The following is a 13,957-nucleotide window of genomic DNA, read 5'->3' as shown; positions in this document are numbered from 1 at the left end:
TAATTGATTAAAACATAAATGAAATGCCATTAACGCAAATTAATTCTTCAGAAGAAGCCATTAAACTCGAAGACCAACACGGAGCTCATAACTACCATCCGTTACCTGCTGTATTGAGCAAAGGAGAAGGAGTGCACGTTTGGGACGTTGAGGGTAATAAATACTACGACTTTTTATCGGCATATTCCGCGGTAAACCAGGGACATTGCCACCCAAAAATACTTGGAGCCTTAAATGACCAGGCGAGCAAACTTACACTTACGTCAAGAGCTTTCCATAATGATGTTCTTGGTCCGTACGAAAAATTCGCAACCGAATATTTCGGGTTTGATAAGCTTCTCCCAATGAATACCGGGGCTGAAGCCGTTGAAACTGCTATAAAGGTTGCAAGGAAATGGGCTTACGAAACCAAAGGAGTAAGGGAAACAGAAGCTCAGATAATTGTTTGTGAAAATAATTTTCACGGAAGAACAACAACCATTATTTCTTTTTCTAATGATGAAGAAGCAAGAAAGAATTTTGGTCCTTATACCCCGGGATTCATAAAAATCGCTTATGATGATGTTGATGCTTTGGAAAAAGTACTTTCAGAGAATGATAATATAGCCGGATTCCTTGTAGAACCTATCCAGGGTGAAGCAGGAGTTTATGTGCCTTCAGACGGGTTCCTAAAAAGAGCTAAAGAACTATGTGAAAAGCATAATGCATTATTTATTGCCGATGAGGTGCAGACGGGAATAGCCCGTACAGGAAAGTTACTTGCTGTAGATCACGAAGATGTAAAGCCGGATATTCTTATTTTAGGAAAGGCCATTTCAGGTGGTGTGTATCCGGTATCAGCTGTACTGGCAAATGATGAGGTGATGAATGTGATTAAACCGGGACAACACGGTTCCACTTTCGGAGGGAACCCATTGGCTTGTGCAGTGGCGACGGCGGCTCTTGAGGTTATTAAAGAGGAGAACCTTGCAGAGAATGCCGAAAAGCTAGGGGGGCTTTTCAGAAGATTGTTAGATGATTATATCAGAACATCTAATATCGTGGAGCTTGTTCGCGGAAAAGGTCTTCTTAATGCCATAGTGATCAATGATTCTCCGGATAGTTCTACTGCCTGGGATATTTGCATGGCGCTTAAGGAAAACGGTCTGCTTGCAAAGCCAACGCACGGAAATATTATTCGTTTTGCTCCACCACTGGTGATGGATGAAGAGCAGCTTAAAGACTGTGTGGAGATCATAACCAAGACGCTGGCACAATTCGAAAAATAAGAACAGTACCTATTGATTCAAAGAAAAGGCCTTGCGATAGCAAGGCCTTTTTTTAATTATCCAGTTTTATTCATATTCCCGAAGGATCTCTTCCTGCATAGATTCTATGCCCTCAAAACCTCCATAAATAATGAACGCTGCTATCGTAAATATAAAGAAGATAATGCTGAGTACTATGCCAATAATGGCAAGAATTCTACCCGTTTTTACGTTGTTATAGCCTGTATAGATATCAGGGTTGGTATAATAAACACGCGAGGCCCTTCTTGCCATTACCAGGGTAATAATCCCGAATATAATTCCTAAAACACCATAAAAACAACAGCCCAGAATAGAGAGTATTCCAAACACTAAGATTAGGGTGGAGTTGTGTAGTTCTTGTCTTTCCATAGTAGAGAATTTAATTGGTTAGTTGTAAAAACTGACTCATTTTCAGGATATAACTGATGCCAATTACTGTCCCATTCAGGACGATCAGCCAGATCTTAATACGGTAATCGTACTTAAATTTAACAAAAAGATTGACAATCAGGAATGAAAGTAACAGTAATAGGCTGTAAATAGCGGGATACATAAGGAATGCTTCAGTAAACTCACCTTTAAACACAAGAAGCAATGCTCTCTGGCCACCACAACCATAGCATTCCACCCCAAAAAGGTTTTTATTGATACAGGGAAGCAGGTATTCTTCCATTTTTAGTTTTTCACAGACAGCTTTTTAAAATATGTCTTGCCGTTCTTCTCTGTTAACTTTATAATATACACAGCATTACTGAGATTACCGGTAGGGATCTCTAAGTATTTTTCATTTTTATCTACTTTCTTTCGGTAAATAAGCTGCCCCTTTAGGCTGTACAAACCAAGGAGTTCTACTTCTGATAGTTCATCAAGGCTGATTTCCAGACGGGAAAATGAATTGTTTTGAGATATATTAATTTTAGCTGAGCCTTCAGGAAGATAAGTAAGTTTATCTGGTTTTGCCGGAAGACCGGGTTGAGGTTGCAGATTCCTTTTTAGACTTAGGTAAAATCTGTTTTTATATTCCCCTTTATCCAGCTCCAGACTCATGCTTTGACCTGAAATATTGAAATATTCATTTTTAAGGGAATCAAATAGCAGTATTTCAACCCCTGGAAGCTCCCTGATGAATTCCAGTCCAAAACCTGCAGAGCCATCCTGATCGAAATTCAGGATCAAAGGGATCATTTCTACTGCTGAAAATGGCAGTACGTTAATCACGTAATGCTCATCTTCAATAAGCCATCCCGCGTCGTTCTTGAGCTCACCGAAATTTTTCGCATCCATCGCGCGGTCAGCTCCGATACTTGAATCTTCCCGGAAGACCAGGATAAGCTGTCTTGTATATTCATCATTGATATCCACATTAAGACGAAAACCGGAGAGATCCGGAATTTCTGTTTCCATAACCTGAGATCTGAAGCTTGAATTATTATTGTTTTCCTTCTGGAAACTCCTGTATGTATTTTTGAAAGTGACAGGGCCGTCTTTGATACCAATAAGGAAGAATCCCTGGGCAATCGGGCTAAATTCACGACCATATACATTCCCGGCATTTCCTGAGTTTCCCACCTCATTTCCATCTCCTGCATATTTTTTGAACACCGCAGGAGCGTAAACATTTGCGCCGGGGGAGTAGGCACCGTAACCTCCTTCATATTCCTTTAAATTATGTGAAGTTCCATTTTCCTTGGAATCCCAATAATAAGCAATACCGGTGGTGTTTGTATTTGCCAGTAAAAACGATTTCAGGTCTAATGCGGAAGGATAGGGGTTGCCGGATAAGAGTGCCTCGTCTTTATTAATATGTACTGAGATCTCTCCATCATTGGGAAGTCCTCTGAAATCATATCGCTGGCTACTGCCGGGATTGTTCTGAACACCTTCCACCGTGTTTGAATTAATTCCGTTTACCCCTTTCATTGTAAAACCTTCTCCCGGTTTCACATCAAAAATATCACCCACATAGTTCCAACTGGAGTAACCACTTCCTGAAAACTTGTATATCCATCTCTTTGAAATTGTGAGAGGGGAAGCTGAACCATTCAGCTCAGACGTGAGCTTGACCTGAGTGCTTAAAGTTGTGGTTTGTGGTTCAAATATGTTTTCTCCAAATTTATCAGTAACACTTAAATTGTTTGTTACAGGCAGACTCCAGTAATTATAATCGAAAGCATTTGATGTTCCTTCCTGGAATACAGAAATAAAACCGTCACCAGCGTTCAGGTTGGCGGTTTTATTGCCCTGAAGAAGCTGAGCTTCGTTTCTAAGATAGATGGAAGCTTTGGTTTCAGGTTTTTTGTTCCTGGAAAGTTGAATTTCCTTTTCTACAAATAAGACCTCATTATTTAAATAGAGGTAGCTGTCTCCGGCAGCTGAAGGTGATATACTTAATTGCGCCTGAAGATAGCTGGAGAAAATAAGGGTAAAGAGGTAAAAATGCCTCATATTTCATTTAACTTTGCATCAAATTAATATAAATTCCGGGCCATAAAAGCCCGGGGATTTCCTGTAAATTATGGCAAAGAATAATTCACAATTATATAATACGATATTCATCATAATTGGAGGCGCGCTCCTGCTTTATACCATAGCGGTTGAGGATGCCAGCCACTATATCAAGATTGCAGGACTTATAGTAATTATGTTCGGTCTTTACAGGGCAACAAACTACTGGGCGGCTACCAAAGACGACCATAAGGAAGAGCAAAACGAAGAATAGTATGAGTTTTCAGAAAGGTGACAGGGTTGCGGTTCTTGATGATACTATTGAGGGAGAAGTGTTATCTGTAGACGGGGAGATGGTGGAAATCGAAACCGATGAAGGTTTTCCAATGGACTTCAGGGCATCAGACCTTGTGAAAATAGAAGTGCCTTTTGAAGAAATGGAGCCGGAAGGCAATATTGATATTGAAGAGGTGTTAAAGGAAAAAAGTCTTCCGAAGAAACCCAGGGCTAAAAGAGTAAAGCCCAAAGAGAGGTCTGCTCCTCCAATGGAAGTAGATCTTCATATAGATAAGCTTGTGAATAATTATCGCGGGATGAGCAATTTCGACATTCTTAACCTGCAGCTGGAAACTGCAAGAAGACAATTGGAATTTGCAATGAGAAAACGAATTCAAAAAGTGGTTTTTATTCACGGAGTGGGCGAGGGCATATTAAAGGCCGAGCTTGATTACCTGTTTGGCCGGTATGATAATCTGAAATTCTATGACGCCGATTATCAGAAATACGGAGTTGGTGCCACAGAGGTTTACTTCTTTCAGAATCCCTGATTATTGTTCCGCGCTCTCCTCTTCAGTTTCATCAGAAAAAGGTATCAGGCTGAAATTGACTGAAGCTGAATCGAAATACCCAAGGTTGTATCTGTCAAACCTTATTTCTTCTCCACTGCCATCTTGTTTTACCAGTTTAAAATCAAGGAGTGTTACCTGCGATCTGTACCTGCGGCTAATATTGTGGGAGATGTAAAGATTATGTTCGGGCTGTGTGGTATCGATCTGGTCATTCAGATAATTTGGAATGTTTTCAGCTTCCTGGAATGCTTCAGGGTTATCCAGGTCGTCCGGGCTTACTTCCAGTCGGGTTAACGCTCCATCGCCATCATCATCTGCGTCAAGATAATTAGGGGTGCCATCTGCATCGGTGTCAAGGAAACCTTCGGCTGTAGGATCTTCATCACCTGCAGTGGTTTCTCTTATAGTCGCTACATTATCACCATCATCATCAAGGTCTAAATAATCAGGTATCCCGTCATTGTCGGTATCACGGTGATTTCCATTGTCCGGATCCCAGCCTTCATCCTGAGACTCCAGGTTGTCACCGTCGGGATCATCATCTCCCGCAAGGTCATTGAAATTTGTGCTGATGTTTATAGTTCCCCCTGTTGTACTCCAGTATTCCTCTATTACTCCCGGATTTCTTGGAGGGACCTGGTTGCAGAAATAATCGTTAGGAACTTCGCCGTCATACAAGCGGTAGATCAAACGGTTTTGGTCGCTTAATGCTATGCTGAGGTCCTGATCGGTATTAGTGGTTAGGACATTTTCAAGTGAATCTTCTAGGTTTCTGTTTGAAACCTGCAGGGACATACTTTCGTTAACCTCCCCGTTATTGATCACATAAAGCACTTTGTCATCGGCGGTACCGCAAAGGTTCAGCTTACTTCCCTCAAGGTCGAAGCTCGTAACGATAATATCACCGCTGTCACAGGAGGTAAGAATGGCTGTTAAACAAAGTAGTGTAAAAAGCTTTTTCATAACATAGCGTTTCAACAAAAATAGAGGAAATAAGGTTTTTTACCGAAGCTTCTTTTCAATTATTTTATTTCTTTATTTTTGCTGTCAATGAGAAAAGTATATTTAGATTCAGCCGCTACCACGCAAATGCGTGATGAGGTCATCACCAGGATGACTGAAGTTATGAAAACCGTTTATGGAAACCCTTCATCTACTCACAGTTATGGGAGGTCAGCTAAATCTTTAATAGAGCAGGCTCGTAAAACTGTAGCGGGTTACCTGAAGGTCTCAGCTTCTGAGATCGTGTTTACCTCCGGAGGAACCGAGGCCGATAATCTTGCACTTAACAGTGCTGTTCGGGACCTTGGAGTAAAGCGAATCATCACTTCCAAAATTGAACATCATGCAGTTCTGTATACTGTGAATCAGCTGCAGGAGTGTTTTGATGTAGAAGTGGAATACGTGGCACTAGATAAGAACGGAAATGCGGACCTTGAAGACCTTGAAAAGCGACTTCAGGCTTCAGGTATGAAAACCCTTGTGAGCCTGATGCATGTGAATAATGAGGTTGGGAATATGCTTGATATTAAAGCGGTTGCTGAAATCTGTAAAACAAATAAAGCTCTTTTTCATTCGGATACCGTTCAGTCCGTAGGTCACTATGAATTGGACCTTAGTGAAGTTCCAGTCGACTTTACTGCGGTTAGCGCGCATAAGTTCCACGGCCCCAAAGGAGTTGGATTTGCGTTCGTAAGAAAGAACAGCGGACTTAAGCCGCTTATTTTTGGAGGAGAGCAGGAGAGAGGAAGCCGTGCCGGGACTGAAGGATTACATAACATTGTTGGGCTTGAGGAGGCGTTAAAACTTTCCTATGAGAATCTGGCTGAAGAAAAGGATTATGTACAGGGGCTTAAAAATCGCTTTATCACCAAATTGAAAAATGAGATTGAGGGGGTGAAGTTCAACGGAGAATGTGAAAACCCTGATAAAAGTACTTATACTTTAGTGAATGTTTGTCTGCCGATGTCTGCTGAAAAATCACTGATGTTGTTATTTCAGCTGGATCTGAAAGGAATTGCCTGTTCCAAGGGAAGTGCCTGCCAGAGTGGAAGTGATAAAGGTTCTCACGTACTTAATGCCTTTCTGTCTGAAGAAGACCTGAAGAATCCTTCTTTGCGTTTTTCTTTCTCAAGATTCAATACGGAAGAAGAGGTTGATTATGTGGTGGAGGTGCTAAAAGATTATCTTGCAGATTAAAATATAGATTATAGTTTCATAAAAAAAAGCCTCACAAAAATGTGGGGCTTTTTTATTAAGGTGAGTTTAGTTTTATTCTTTTCTAAAGAATTTGCCTTCGTAAGTAGTGCTGTTACCTACGTTGTCTGTTACCACTATCTTGAGGTTGTTCTCTGTTTCCGTAACCACATCGTCGTCAAAATTATGGGTTAAGGTAGCATCTTTATATTCATATTCCATAAGGATGAATTTCCCGTTTACCGTGGCCCTGTAACTTTTTATCCCGGAGAGATCATCCGCGATTTTAACCTTTAAGGTATTGTTGTTGGAGATCCATTGCCCGTCATAAAAGTTTAGCGGTTTTATGGAAGGCGGTTCAATATCGGCCACCAGGGTGTAGTCTCCAAAAGTTCTGGTCCCCGTTGTAAACCTGTTGGCTTTTTTATGGGTTGTAGAGTAACTGGGTTTTCCCCATTTGCCCAGCCTTGCAATAAAGAACTTTTCCTTTTCCTCAGGAGATAAATGGCTTACATCAAAGCCAATGGTCATATTGCGATGTAAAGGCGTGTCTTCTTTGTGAAGATGAATAGTGTCTCCTTTAAAACTGATATCCAGGTATGTGTCTTCATAAAGACTGCCCTTGGGTATGTAGACATCTATTCCGTTAGCTTCAGCGGAAAAGGCTTTGTTTGCCTCGGCAAAATATTCGGTCTCTTTATTTTCGGCTTGCCTGATCTGATCTGAGTAATCTCCCTGGATCGGGATCCTGATAAGGCTCTCGTTTCCGGCAAAATCGCTGACCTTTATCGTGTAGTTATAATTAAGGCTGTCTTTTATCTCAAGCTTTCCTTCAGAAACCACAGTGCCGTACATACTAAGAGGGTTGTTGTTGTCTATAAATAGTTTCTGAATCCTGCGATTGTTATTAGTGTAATATTCGTAATCTATAAGCTGATTCAGATGGCGGGTTTCAGAAAATGAAAATCGGTCGAAATTAAGTTCGAAGACATTATCTCCGTTCATTTTAGCTTGAATCTTATAGACTCCATTATGGTTTGGCGCACCGTCTTTCTGATCTACCGTAGAAACCCCGAATCCAATTTTTCCGCAGGCATCGATTTCTTCAGTGGTATAGGAGCCATCCCGCTGCGGAATAAGCCTTAGCTGTTGTCTTTCAGAAGAATTGTTTACGTGCGAATTCTCATCCAGGGGGTAGGCGTAAACTCCGTGAATAATAGGTGCCCTGGTATCTCTGAACTCCATTCCGAAGAGTTCCGGATTCATAGGTCTCTGCTTCCCGTCTCTGATCTCAAAATGAAGGTGAGGGCCGCCACTACCTCCGGTATTTCCGCTATAAGCGATCACTTCTCCCTGATCCACCTTCAGTTCGCCTACCTCAGGGTATAACTCGATCTCATAGGTCTCGTTGGCGTATTGCTGTTTTTTCAGATAAGATTCTATTTTTGGGGCAAGTCTTTGTAAGTGGCCATAAACAGTAGTGTAGCCGTTAGGGTGTTGCACATATAGCGCCTTTCCGTAGCCATAGTGCTGAATTTTAATCCTGCTAATCGAGCCCGCGGCGGCAGCCTTTACTTCCAGGCCTTCTCTGTGCTGCGTTTTGATATCCAATCCGCTGTGAAAATGGTTTGACCTTAACTCGCCAAAAGTTCCGGCCAGAACCAAAGGAATATCCAGGGGATCGGAAAAATATTTTGCAGGGGGCTGCATCTGGGCTTGCATAATGGAGAAAAATAAACTGAAAAACACGGCATAAAACCACTTCATAAAACTTATTTCTTTTTCAAAATTTAACGTGTGTAAAGGTAGTTAATCTTGAATCAAATCTGTAATCTAAATTAAACGGCTAGCTCTTAGTTTATTAGGCTTCACAAAAGATGATTTTTAAAATAGGATTAAAAAGTATTGGGATATTTCAATCGGTATGCTAACTTTGTAAGGATTAGCATCAGATTTTGCTTATATGAGTGAATTAACGGAAATAGTTGATAATCTTGAAAATAGAATCAGCAAATTGCTCCATAAGTATGAGAACTTAAAGCAGTTGAATGCTTCGCTTCAGGAAGAATTGACCTCTGTTAAGGAAGAGAACAAGGCCCTGACCGATGAACTCGGAGCTAAAGACGGCCAGATCCACACTCTTAAAGCAGCAAATGCGATGCTGGGCAGTAAGGATTATAAGAGAGAAACAAAGCTCAGAATAAACAGCTTGATAAGGGAGATTGATCACTGTATAGTTCAGTTATCCGAATAAATATAAATGAGCGAAAAGTTAAAAATAAAGATTTCTATAGCAGACCGGGTGTATCCTTTAACCATCCAGCCGGAACAGGAAGAGGGTTTACGTAAGGCGGCTAAGAAAATTGAAGCGATGATCAAGCAGTTTGAGCAAAGTTATGCCGTTAGGGATAAACAGGATGTATTGGCGATGTGCGCCTTGCAATTTGCGGCCCAAACCGAGCAGAAAGCTATAGATAATTCAAGTGAAATGCTTCAGGCAGAAGATAAGTTGAGATCTCTCAATGAATTGCTGCAGAAGCACTTGGTGTAAAATATGTTCTTTAAATAGATTAAGGTTACTGCCTGTATTAGTCATTTTTTTGATAAACTCAACAGAAATTCTTTAAAAAGGGTGAGTCTATGTTGTAAAAGCGTGCCGTCTTTGAGCGGATTCTTGATCAGCAAGTTAGCTCTAAACTTGATTTTAAGGAGTTTTAACAAAACAGAACTAATACAGGCTTTTTTTATATATAAACACAAACTATGGATGTAATAACTATAATTATTGGATTGGTTGGCATTGCTATAGGCTTTGCAATCGCCAAGTTCCTGGAGCGCAAAAGAGCTTCACAAACTATTAAAAATGCTAAGAAAGCCGCTTCTAACATTATTAAAGAAGCGAAGTCTGAAAGTGAGAGCATCAAAAAGGATAAGATCCTTCAGGCTAAAGAGAAGTTCATAGAACTTAAATCTGAACACGAGAAGGTGATACTTGCCCGCGATAAGAAGATCAATGATGCAGAGAAGAGGGTAAGAGATAAGGAATCTCAGGTTTCCAGTGAGCTTGCTAAGAATAAAAAGCTGAATAAGGAACTGGAGGAGAAGGTTAAAGACTATGATTACCGCACCAATTATCTGGAGAAAAAACAGGAAGAGATTGATAAGCTGCATAACAGCCAGATCCAGCAACTGGAGGTGATCTCAGGACTTTCTGCTGAAGATGCCAAGGCTCAGCTTACCGAAGCCCTTAAAGACAATGCCAAAGCAGATGCTATGGCGCTTATCCAGGATACTGTGGAAGAGGCCAAGCTTACGGCCCAACAGGAAGCCAAGAAAATCATCATCAACACTATCCAGCGTATTGGAACTGAAGAAGCGATCGAGAATTGCGTTTCAGTATTCAACCTGGAAAGTGATGATGTAAAAGGACGAATTATAGGTAGGGAAGGACGTAACATTCGTGCGCTTGAAGCCGCTACAGGTGTTGAGATCATTGTGGATGACACTCCTGAGGCGATCATTCTTTCCTGCTTCGATTCTGTGAGAAGGGAGGTTGCCAGGTTGTCGCTGCATAAACTGGTGACAGATGGTAGAATTCACCCTGCCCGAATTGAAGAGGTGGTGAAGAAGACCAGAAAGCAGATAGACGAAGAGATCATCGATATTGGAAAACGTACCGTTATCGATCTTGGAATTCACGGCTTGCATCCTGAATTGATCAAGGTTGTGGGTAGAATGAAGTATCGTTCTTCTTACGGACAGAACCTGCTTCAGCACTCGCGTGAAGTTGCGAAGCTTTGCGGGGTGATGGCCGCTGAACTCGGGCTTAATCCTAAGCTTGCTAAAAGAGCCGGATTACTTCACGATATCGGGAAAGTTCCTGAAACGGAAACGGAAGTACCTCACGCTATCCTTGGTATGCAGTGGGCAGAGAAATATGGTGAGAAACCGGAAGTTTGTAATGCCATAGGTGCTCACCACGATGAGATAGAGATGAATTCACTTCTTTCTCCTATCATTCAGGTGTGTGATGCGATTAGCGGTGCGAGACCTGGTGCGAGAAGGCAGGTGCTTGATTCTTATATTCAAAGGTTAAAAGATCTTGAAGATATTGCTTTCGGATTTGGAGGTGTTAAGAAAGCCTATGCTATCCAGGCCGGACGTGAGCTACGTGTGATCGTGGAAAGCGAAAAGGTGAACGACGAGAAAGCTACAAATCTTTCTTTCGAGATCTCGCAGAAGATTCAGACAGATATGACCTATCCTGGTCAGGTTAAGGTTACCGTTATAAGGGAAACCAGAGCCGTTAATATTGCAAAATAGTCCAGAAGGACACAGAATAAAAAAAAGCCCTGTAGAAACAGGGCTTTTTTGTTTTTAATAGCTCTCTGCTATCTACTCATCATAAATATTTTCATAGCTGTTTCCTTTAGTTACAAAGAACTCCCCTGTAACATAGCGGAAATGCTTGTCCAGTTCAGCGATTTCTTTAAGATCATCCTCATCAAGGTTAACGCCTGTGCTTTGAATATTCTCTTTAATTCGCCCTTCATTGGTAGATTTAGGGATCACTGCGGTACCGCGAAGAGTACTCCAGTTTATGAGCACCTGCCCGGGAGAAGCTCCGTGTTTCTTGGCAATTTTAATAATGGTCTCATTTTCAAGTAAGGAAGGTTCGTTCTCGGCTTTCATTTCTGGGGTGCGGTCACCACTGCCAAGCGGGGAATAAGCAGTCACATTGATCTTGTTTTTGCTGCAAAATTCTAAAAGGTCGTTCTGCTGAAGGTATGGGTGGAGCTCTACCTGGTTCATTTCCGGATTCTCATCGGTCTGCTCCATAAGTTCCTCAAGTTTCAGGGAACTGAAGTTTGATACCCCAACGTGTTTTACCAGGCCTTGCTTCTTGGCTTCCAGCATCATATTCCAGGTTTCGATAAGCGGAGCTTCTTCAAGAGAAAGATACTCGTCATCATTTTCAGGAAAACCAACACCTTTTTTAAAGGCTACCGGCCAGTGCATAAGATATAGGTCCAGGTAGTCGAGTTGAAGGTCGCTTAAAGTCTTTTTAAGCGCCGGGATTACATCTTCTTTCTTGTGAGAGTCATTCCATAGTTTGGAGGTGATCCAAACGTCCTCGCGCTTTATTTTCCCTTCTTTAAAGACTTCAGATAAAGCCTTTCCTATTTCTGCTTCGTTTCCGTAGATAGCCGCACAGTCAATATGGCGGTATCCGTTATTCAGTGCGATCTTTACCGCTTCACCAACTTTACCGGGTTCAGATTTCCAGGTTCCCAATCCTATAGCCGGTAATTCGTCTCCGTTCTTGAATTTTAGTTTTTTCATAGTTATTTTGATTTTTCCTGAAATTACTAATAAACACAGGCAATAAGAAACTATGAAAGGGGTTTAGCAGAATTTTAATATTTACCTGCGGGGATGGAATTCTTCCATTACTTTTCTTAAGTGACTGCGGTCTACGTGCATATAAACTTCAGTGGTAGTAATGCTTTCGTGGCCCAGCATCTGCTGAATTGCTCTAAGGTCGGCCCCGTTCTCCAGTAAATGGGTGGCAAAGGAATGTCTGAAGGTGTGAGGGCTTATTTTCTTTTTGATCCCTGCGGCTTCGGCAAGCCGTCTCACTATCGTAAAGATCATTGCCCGGGTAAGTTTATTGCCCCTGCGGTTCAGGAAGAGGGTGTCTGTTGCCTCAGGTTTTATGGAAAGATGAGTTCTTACCATATCTTTATAGATATTGATGTACTTCTGGGTGTAGTCTGAGATAGGAACAAACCTTTGTTTATCACCTTTCCCGGTTACTTTGATAAAGCCTTCATCAAAGAATAGATCAGAGAGTTTGAGGTCTATTAGCTCTGTAACCCTTAATCCGCAGCCGTAGAGGGTTTCTAAAATTGCACGATTGCGTTCCCCCTCGGGTTTACTCAGATCTATTGCGCCTATAAGCTCATCGATTTCAGCTGGTGAAATGGTATCGGGAAGCTTTCTTCCTGTTTTTGGAGATTCAATAAGGTCGGTTGGGTTGTCTTTTCGGTAGTCTTCAAAGACGAGGAAATTAAAAAAACCTCTTAATCCCGATATAATCCGGGATTGTGACCTTGCATTTAGCGATTTTGCCAGTTCATATATAAATTGCTGAATGGTTTCTTCGGAAATATTAATAGGAGAGACCTTCAGTTTTTTAACTTCCAGAAACCGGATGAGCCTGAGGATATCCAGGCTGTAATTTTCGATGGAGTTTTCTGAGAGCCCGCGTTCTAGGCGGAGGTAATGCCGGTAATCCTGAAGTGCGTTCTGCCATTTCATCTGTTAAAGATACAAAGTATTGCCCGGTTAATCTTAGTAATACTTTAGTCTTGGGTAACATTTTTTTAACAGGATGTACCATAGATTTGCCCCTGTCAAACAAAAACAGAAAATTATGAAAAAGACGTTTTTAGTATTAGCAGTCGCAATCTTTGGATTTAGTATGTCGGCGAGTGCACAGGAGTATTGGAATTTTGGAATTAAAGGAGGGGTGAACTTTTCGAATATGACCTCAGATGGCTTTGAGGATAATAACAGCCGTACAGGATTTAATGTGGGCTTATTAGCAGAGATTCCGGTAAGTGACCGTTTCTCTGTGCAGCCGGAGGTGCTTTATTCTACCCAGGGTACCGAAGCTACACGGGTATTTGCCGGAGAACGCTATAACGGAGAATACCAGGTGGATTACGTTCAGGTGCCTTTGATTGCAAAGATCTATTTAATAGACGGACTTGCGCTTGAAGCAGGACCATCTTTTAATTTTGCGGTGAATGAAGAATATGACTTTGAAAATGGAGGTCTGGACCTAGAGACAGAACCTGAAATGGCGAGTACCTTTGAATTTGGAGGAGCCTTGGGTGCTTCTTATAAGTTCAACAATGGTTTCTTTCTAAGCGGTCGTTATACCCAAGGGTTTACTGATGCATTCGACAGTGATAACTGGGATGATGATGCCGTGAAGAACAATGGGATTCAGTTAGGTGTCGGGCTTATTTTTTAACCCGATAGTTATTGATTAATTAGAAAAGCGGAAGTAAATCACTTCCGCTTTTTTTATATCTAAACTTAAGCTGTAGTATTTTAACTACAAGTGTATCAGGATTTTATCTATAAACGAACTACTTTAATCATTACCTT

General features: G+C 41.4%; 15 protein-coding genes and 1 other RNA gene. 9 read left to right on the top strand and 7 right to left on the bottom strand.

Annotated features, from left to right (window positions below):
• Positions 1-23: 23 nt before the first annotated feature.
• Positions 24-1,268, top strand: a complete 1,245-nt coding sequence (gene rocD, locus ACFQ3Q_RS10635) for an ornithine--oxo-acid transaminase (protein WP_380745532.1) — start codon at positions 24-26, stop codon at positions 1,266-1,268.
• Positions 1,269-1,334: 66 nt separating this feature from the next.
• Here rocD and ACFQ3Q_RS10630 read toward each other — a convergent pair whose 3' ends face one another.
• Genes ACFQ3Q_RS10630 through ACFQ3Q_RS10620 form a run of 3 tightly spaced genes read right to left on the bottom strand, consistent with a single transcriptional unit; the run spans position 1,335 to position 3,734 of the window.
• Positions 1,335-1,658, bottom strand: coding sequence for a CCC motif membrane protein (locus ACFQ3Q_RS10630; protein ID WP_380745531.1), 324 nt, complete (start codon positions 1,656-1,658; stop codon positions 1,335-1,337).
• A 10-nt stretch (positions 1,659-1,668) separates the two neighbouring features.
• Positions 1,669-1,962, bottom strand: a complete 294-nt coding sequence (locus ACFQ3Q_RS10625) for a DUF2752 domain-containing protein (RefSeq protein ID WP_380745529.1) — start codon at positions 1,960-1,962, stop codon at positions 1,669-1,671.
• A 2-nt stretch (positions 1,963-1,964) separates the two neighbouring features.
• A complete protein-coding gene (locus tag ACFQ3Q_RS10620) occupies positions 1,965-3,734 on the bottom strand; it encodes a T9SS type A sorting domain-containing protein (RefSeq protein ID WP_380745528.1) in 1,770 nt (589 codons plus the stop codon).
• Between the two features lie 70 nt (positions 3,735-3,804).
• Between ACFQ3Q_RS10620 and ACFQ3Q_RS10615 the strand changes: the two genes are divergently transcribed.
• Together ACFQ3Q_RS10615 and ACFQ3Q_RS10610 are read left to right on the top strand one after the other, a co-directional pair.
• The gene (locus ACFQ3Q_RS10615) at positions 3,805-4,008 is read left to right on the top strand and encodes a hypothetical protein (protein ID WP_380745526.1); all 204 of its coding nucleotides are present in this window, start codon (positions 3,805-3,807) and stop codon (positions 4,006-4,008) included.
• 1 nt (position 4,009) lies between these two features.
• The gene (locus tag ACFQ3Q_RS10610) at positions 4,010-4,561 is read left to right on the top strand and encodes a Smr/MutS family protein (protein WP_380745524.1); all 552 of its coding nucleotides are present in this window, start codon (positions 4,010-4,012) and stop codon (positions 4,559-4,561) included.
• Here the strand turns inward: ACFQ3Q_RS10610 and ACFQ3Q_RS10605 are convergent, their stop codons facing one another.
• The gene (locus tag ACFQ3Q_RS10605) at positions 4,562-5,545 is read right to left on the bottom strand and encodes a hypothetical protein (RefSeq protein ID WP_380745522.1); all 984 of its coding nucleotides are present in this window, start codon (positions 5,543-5,545) and stop codon (positions 4,562-4,564) included. It abuts the gene before it with no gap.
• 87 nt (positions 5,546-5,632) lie between these two features.
• Here ACFQ3Q_RS10605 and ACFQ3Q_RS10600 point away from each other — a divergent pair, with 87 nt between their 5' ends.
• Positions 5,633-6,781, top strand: a complete 1,149-nt coding sequence (locus tag ACFQ3Q_RS10600; RefSeq protein WP_380745521.1) for a cysteine desulfurase family protein — start codon at positions 5,633-5,635, stop codon at positions 6,779-6,781.
• Between the two features lie 72 nt (positions 6,782-6,853).
• On the opposite strand, the gene ACFQ3Q_RS10595 is transcribed toward ACFQ3Q_RS10600, so the two are convergent.
• Positions 6,854-8,545 carry a M23 family metallopeptidase gene (locus tag ACFQ3Q_RS10595; protein ID WP_380745519.1) on the bottom strand — a complete coding sequence of 564 codons (1,692 nt, stop codon included), beginning with the start codon at positions 8,543-8,545 and terminating at the stop codon, positions 6,854-6,856.
• 196 nt (positions 8,546-8,741) lie between these two features.
• On the opposite strand from ACFQ3Q_RS10595, the gene ACFQ3Q_RS10590 reads away from it, so the two are divergent.
• The 4 genes from ACFQ3Q_RS10590 (at position 8,742) to rny (ending at position 11,101) form a co-directional block, all read left to right on the top strand.
• The gene (locus tag ACFQ3Q_RS10590) at positions 8,742-9,032 is read left to right on the top strand and encodes a hypothetical protein (protein WP_380745517.1); all 291 of its coding nucleotides are present in this window, start codon (positions 8,742-8,744) and stop codon (positions 9,030-9,032) included.
• A gap of 6 nt (positions 9,033-9,038) precedes the next feature.
• Entirely contained in the window at positions 9,039-9,329 is a 291-nt protein-coding gene (locus ACFQ3Q_RS10585; protein WP_380745515.1) for a cell division protein ZapA, read from the top strand.
• Between the two features lie 56 nt (positions 9,330-9,385).
• Positions 9,386-9,493, top strand: a non-coding RNA gene (ssrS, locus tag ACFQ3Q_RS10580) — 6S RNA.
• Between the two features lie 48 nt (positions 9,494-9,541).
• Positions 9,542-11,101: a ribonuclease Y gene (gene rny / locus ACFQ3Q_RS10575; protein WP_380745513.1), complete on the top strand. Its 1,560-nt coding sequence runs from the start codon at positions 9,542-9,544 to the stop codon at positions 11,099-11,101.
• A 72-nt stretch (positions 11,102-11,173) separates the two neighbouring features.
• Here rny and ACFQ3Q_RS10570 read toward each other — a convergent pair whose 3' ends face one another.
• Together ACFQ3Q_RS10570 and xerD are read right to left on the bottom strand one after the other, a co-directional pair.
• The gene (locus ACFQ3Q_RS10570; RefSeq protein WP_380745512.1) at positions 11,174-12,121 is read right to left on the bottom strand and encodes an aldo/keto reductase; all 948 of its coding nucleotides are present in this window, start codon (positions 12,119-12,121) and stop codon (positions 11,174-11,176) included.
• An 81-nt stretch (positions 12,122-12,202) separates the two neighbouring features.
• Positions 12,203-13,099, bottom strand: coding sequence for a site-specific tyrosine recombinase XerD (xerD, locus tag ACFQ3Q_RS10565; protein ID WP_380745510.1), 897 nt, complete (start codon positions 13,097-13,099; stop codon positions 12,203-12,205).
• A gap of 115 nt (positions 13,100-13,214) precedes the next feature.
• Here xerD and ACFQ3Q_RS10560 point away from each other — a divergent pair, with 115 nt between their 5' ends.
• Complete coding sequence (locus ACFQ3Q_RS10560; protein WP_380745508.1) at positions 13,215-13,820, top strand: porin family protein; 606 nt, start codon at positions 13,215-13,217, stop codon at positions 13,818-13,820.
• Positions 13,821-13,957: the final 137 nt, after the last annotated feature.

Origin of the sequence: Salegentibacter chungangensis, from assembly GCF_042678405.1 — a bacterium.
Lineage (GTDB): Bacteria > Bacteroidota > Bacteroidia > Flavobacteriales > Flavobacteriaceae > Salegentibacter_A > Salegentibacter_A chungangensis.
Note: the sequence above shows the minus strand (reverse complement) of the source record. Positions and strands in the feature narration are given on the sequence as shown.

Excerpts from the sequence above, each read along its gene's own strand:
- rny (WP_380745513.1), top strand. The coding sequence starts at position 9,542 with ATGGATGTAATAACTATAATTATTGGATTGGTTGGCATTGCTATAGGC.
- ACFQ3Q_RS10625 (WP_380745529.1), bottom strand. The coding sequence starts at position 1,962 with ATGGAAGAATACCTGCTTCCCTGTATCAATAAAAACCTTTTTGGGGTG.
- ACFQ3Q_RS10615 (WP_380745526.1), top strand. The coding sequence starts at position 3,805 with ATGGCAAAGAATAATTCACAATTATATAATACGATATTCATCATAATT.
- rocD (WP_380745532.1), top strand. The coding sequence starts at position 24 with ATGCCATTAACGCAAATTAATTCTTCAGAAGAAGCCATTAAACTCGAA.
- ACFQ3Q_RS10585 (WP_380745515.1), top strand. The coding sequence starts at position 9,039 with ATGAGCGAAAAGTTAAAAATAAAGATTTCTATAGCAGACCGGGTGTAT.
- ACFQ3Q_RS10560 (WP_380745508.1), top strand. The coding sequence starts at position 13,215 with ATGAAAAAGACGTTTTTAGTATTAGCAGTCGCAATCTTTGGATTTAGT.
- ACFQ3Q_RS10620 (WP_380745528.1), bottom strand. The coding sequence starts at position 3,734 with ATGAGGCATTTTTACCTCTTTACCCTTATTTTCTCCAGCTATCTTCAG.
- xerD (WP_380745510.1), bottom strand. The coding sequence starts at position 13,099 with ATGAAATGGCAGAACGCACTTCAGGATTACCGGCATTACCTCCGCCTA.
- ACFQ3Q_RS10610 (WP_380745524.1), top strand. The coding sequence starts at position 4,010 with ATGAGTTTTCAGAAAGGTGACAGGGTTGCGGTTCTTGATGATACTATT.
- ACFQ3Q_RS10600 (WP_380745521.1), top strand. The coding sequence starts at position 5,633 with ATGAGAAAAGTATATTTAGATTCAGCCGCTACCACGCAAATGCGTGAT.
- ACFQ3Q_RS10570 (WP_380745512.1), bottom strand. The coding sequence starts at position 12,121 with ATGAAAAAACTAAAATTCAAGAACGGAGACGAATTACCGGCTATAGGA.
- ACFQ3Q_RS10595 (WP_380745519.1), bottom strand. The coding sequence starts at position 8,545 with ATGAAGTGGTTTTATGCCGTGTTTTTCAGTTTATTTTTCTCCATTATG.
- ACFQ3Q_RS10590 (WP_380745517.1), top strand. The coding sequence starts at position 8,742 with ATGAGTGAATTAACGGAAATAGTTGATAATCTTGAAAATAGAATCAGC.
- ACFQ3Q_RS10605 (WP_380745522.1), bottom strand. The coding sequence starts at position 5,545 with ATGAAAAAGCTTTTTACACTACTTTGTTTAACAGCCATTCTTACCTCC.
- ACFQ3Q_RS10630 (WP_380745531.1), bottom strand. The coding sequence starts at position 1,658 with ATGGAAAGACAAGAACTACACAACTCCACCCTAATCTTAGTGTTTGGA.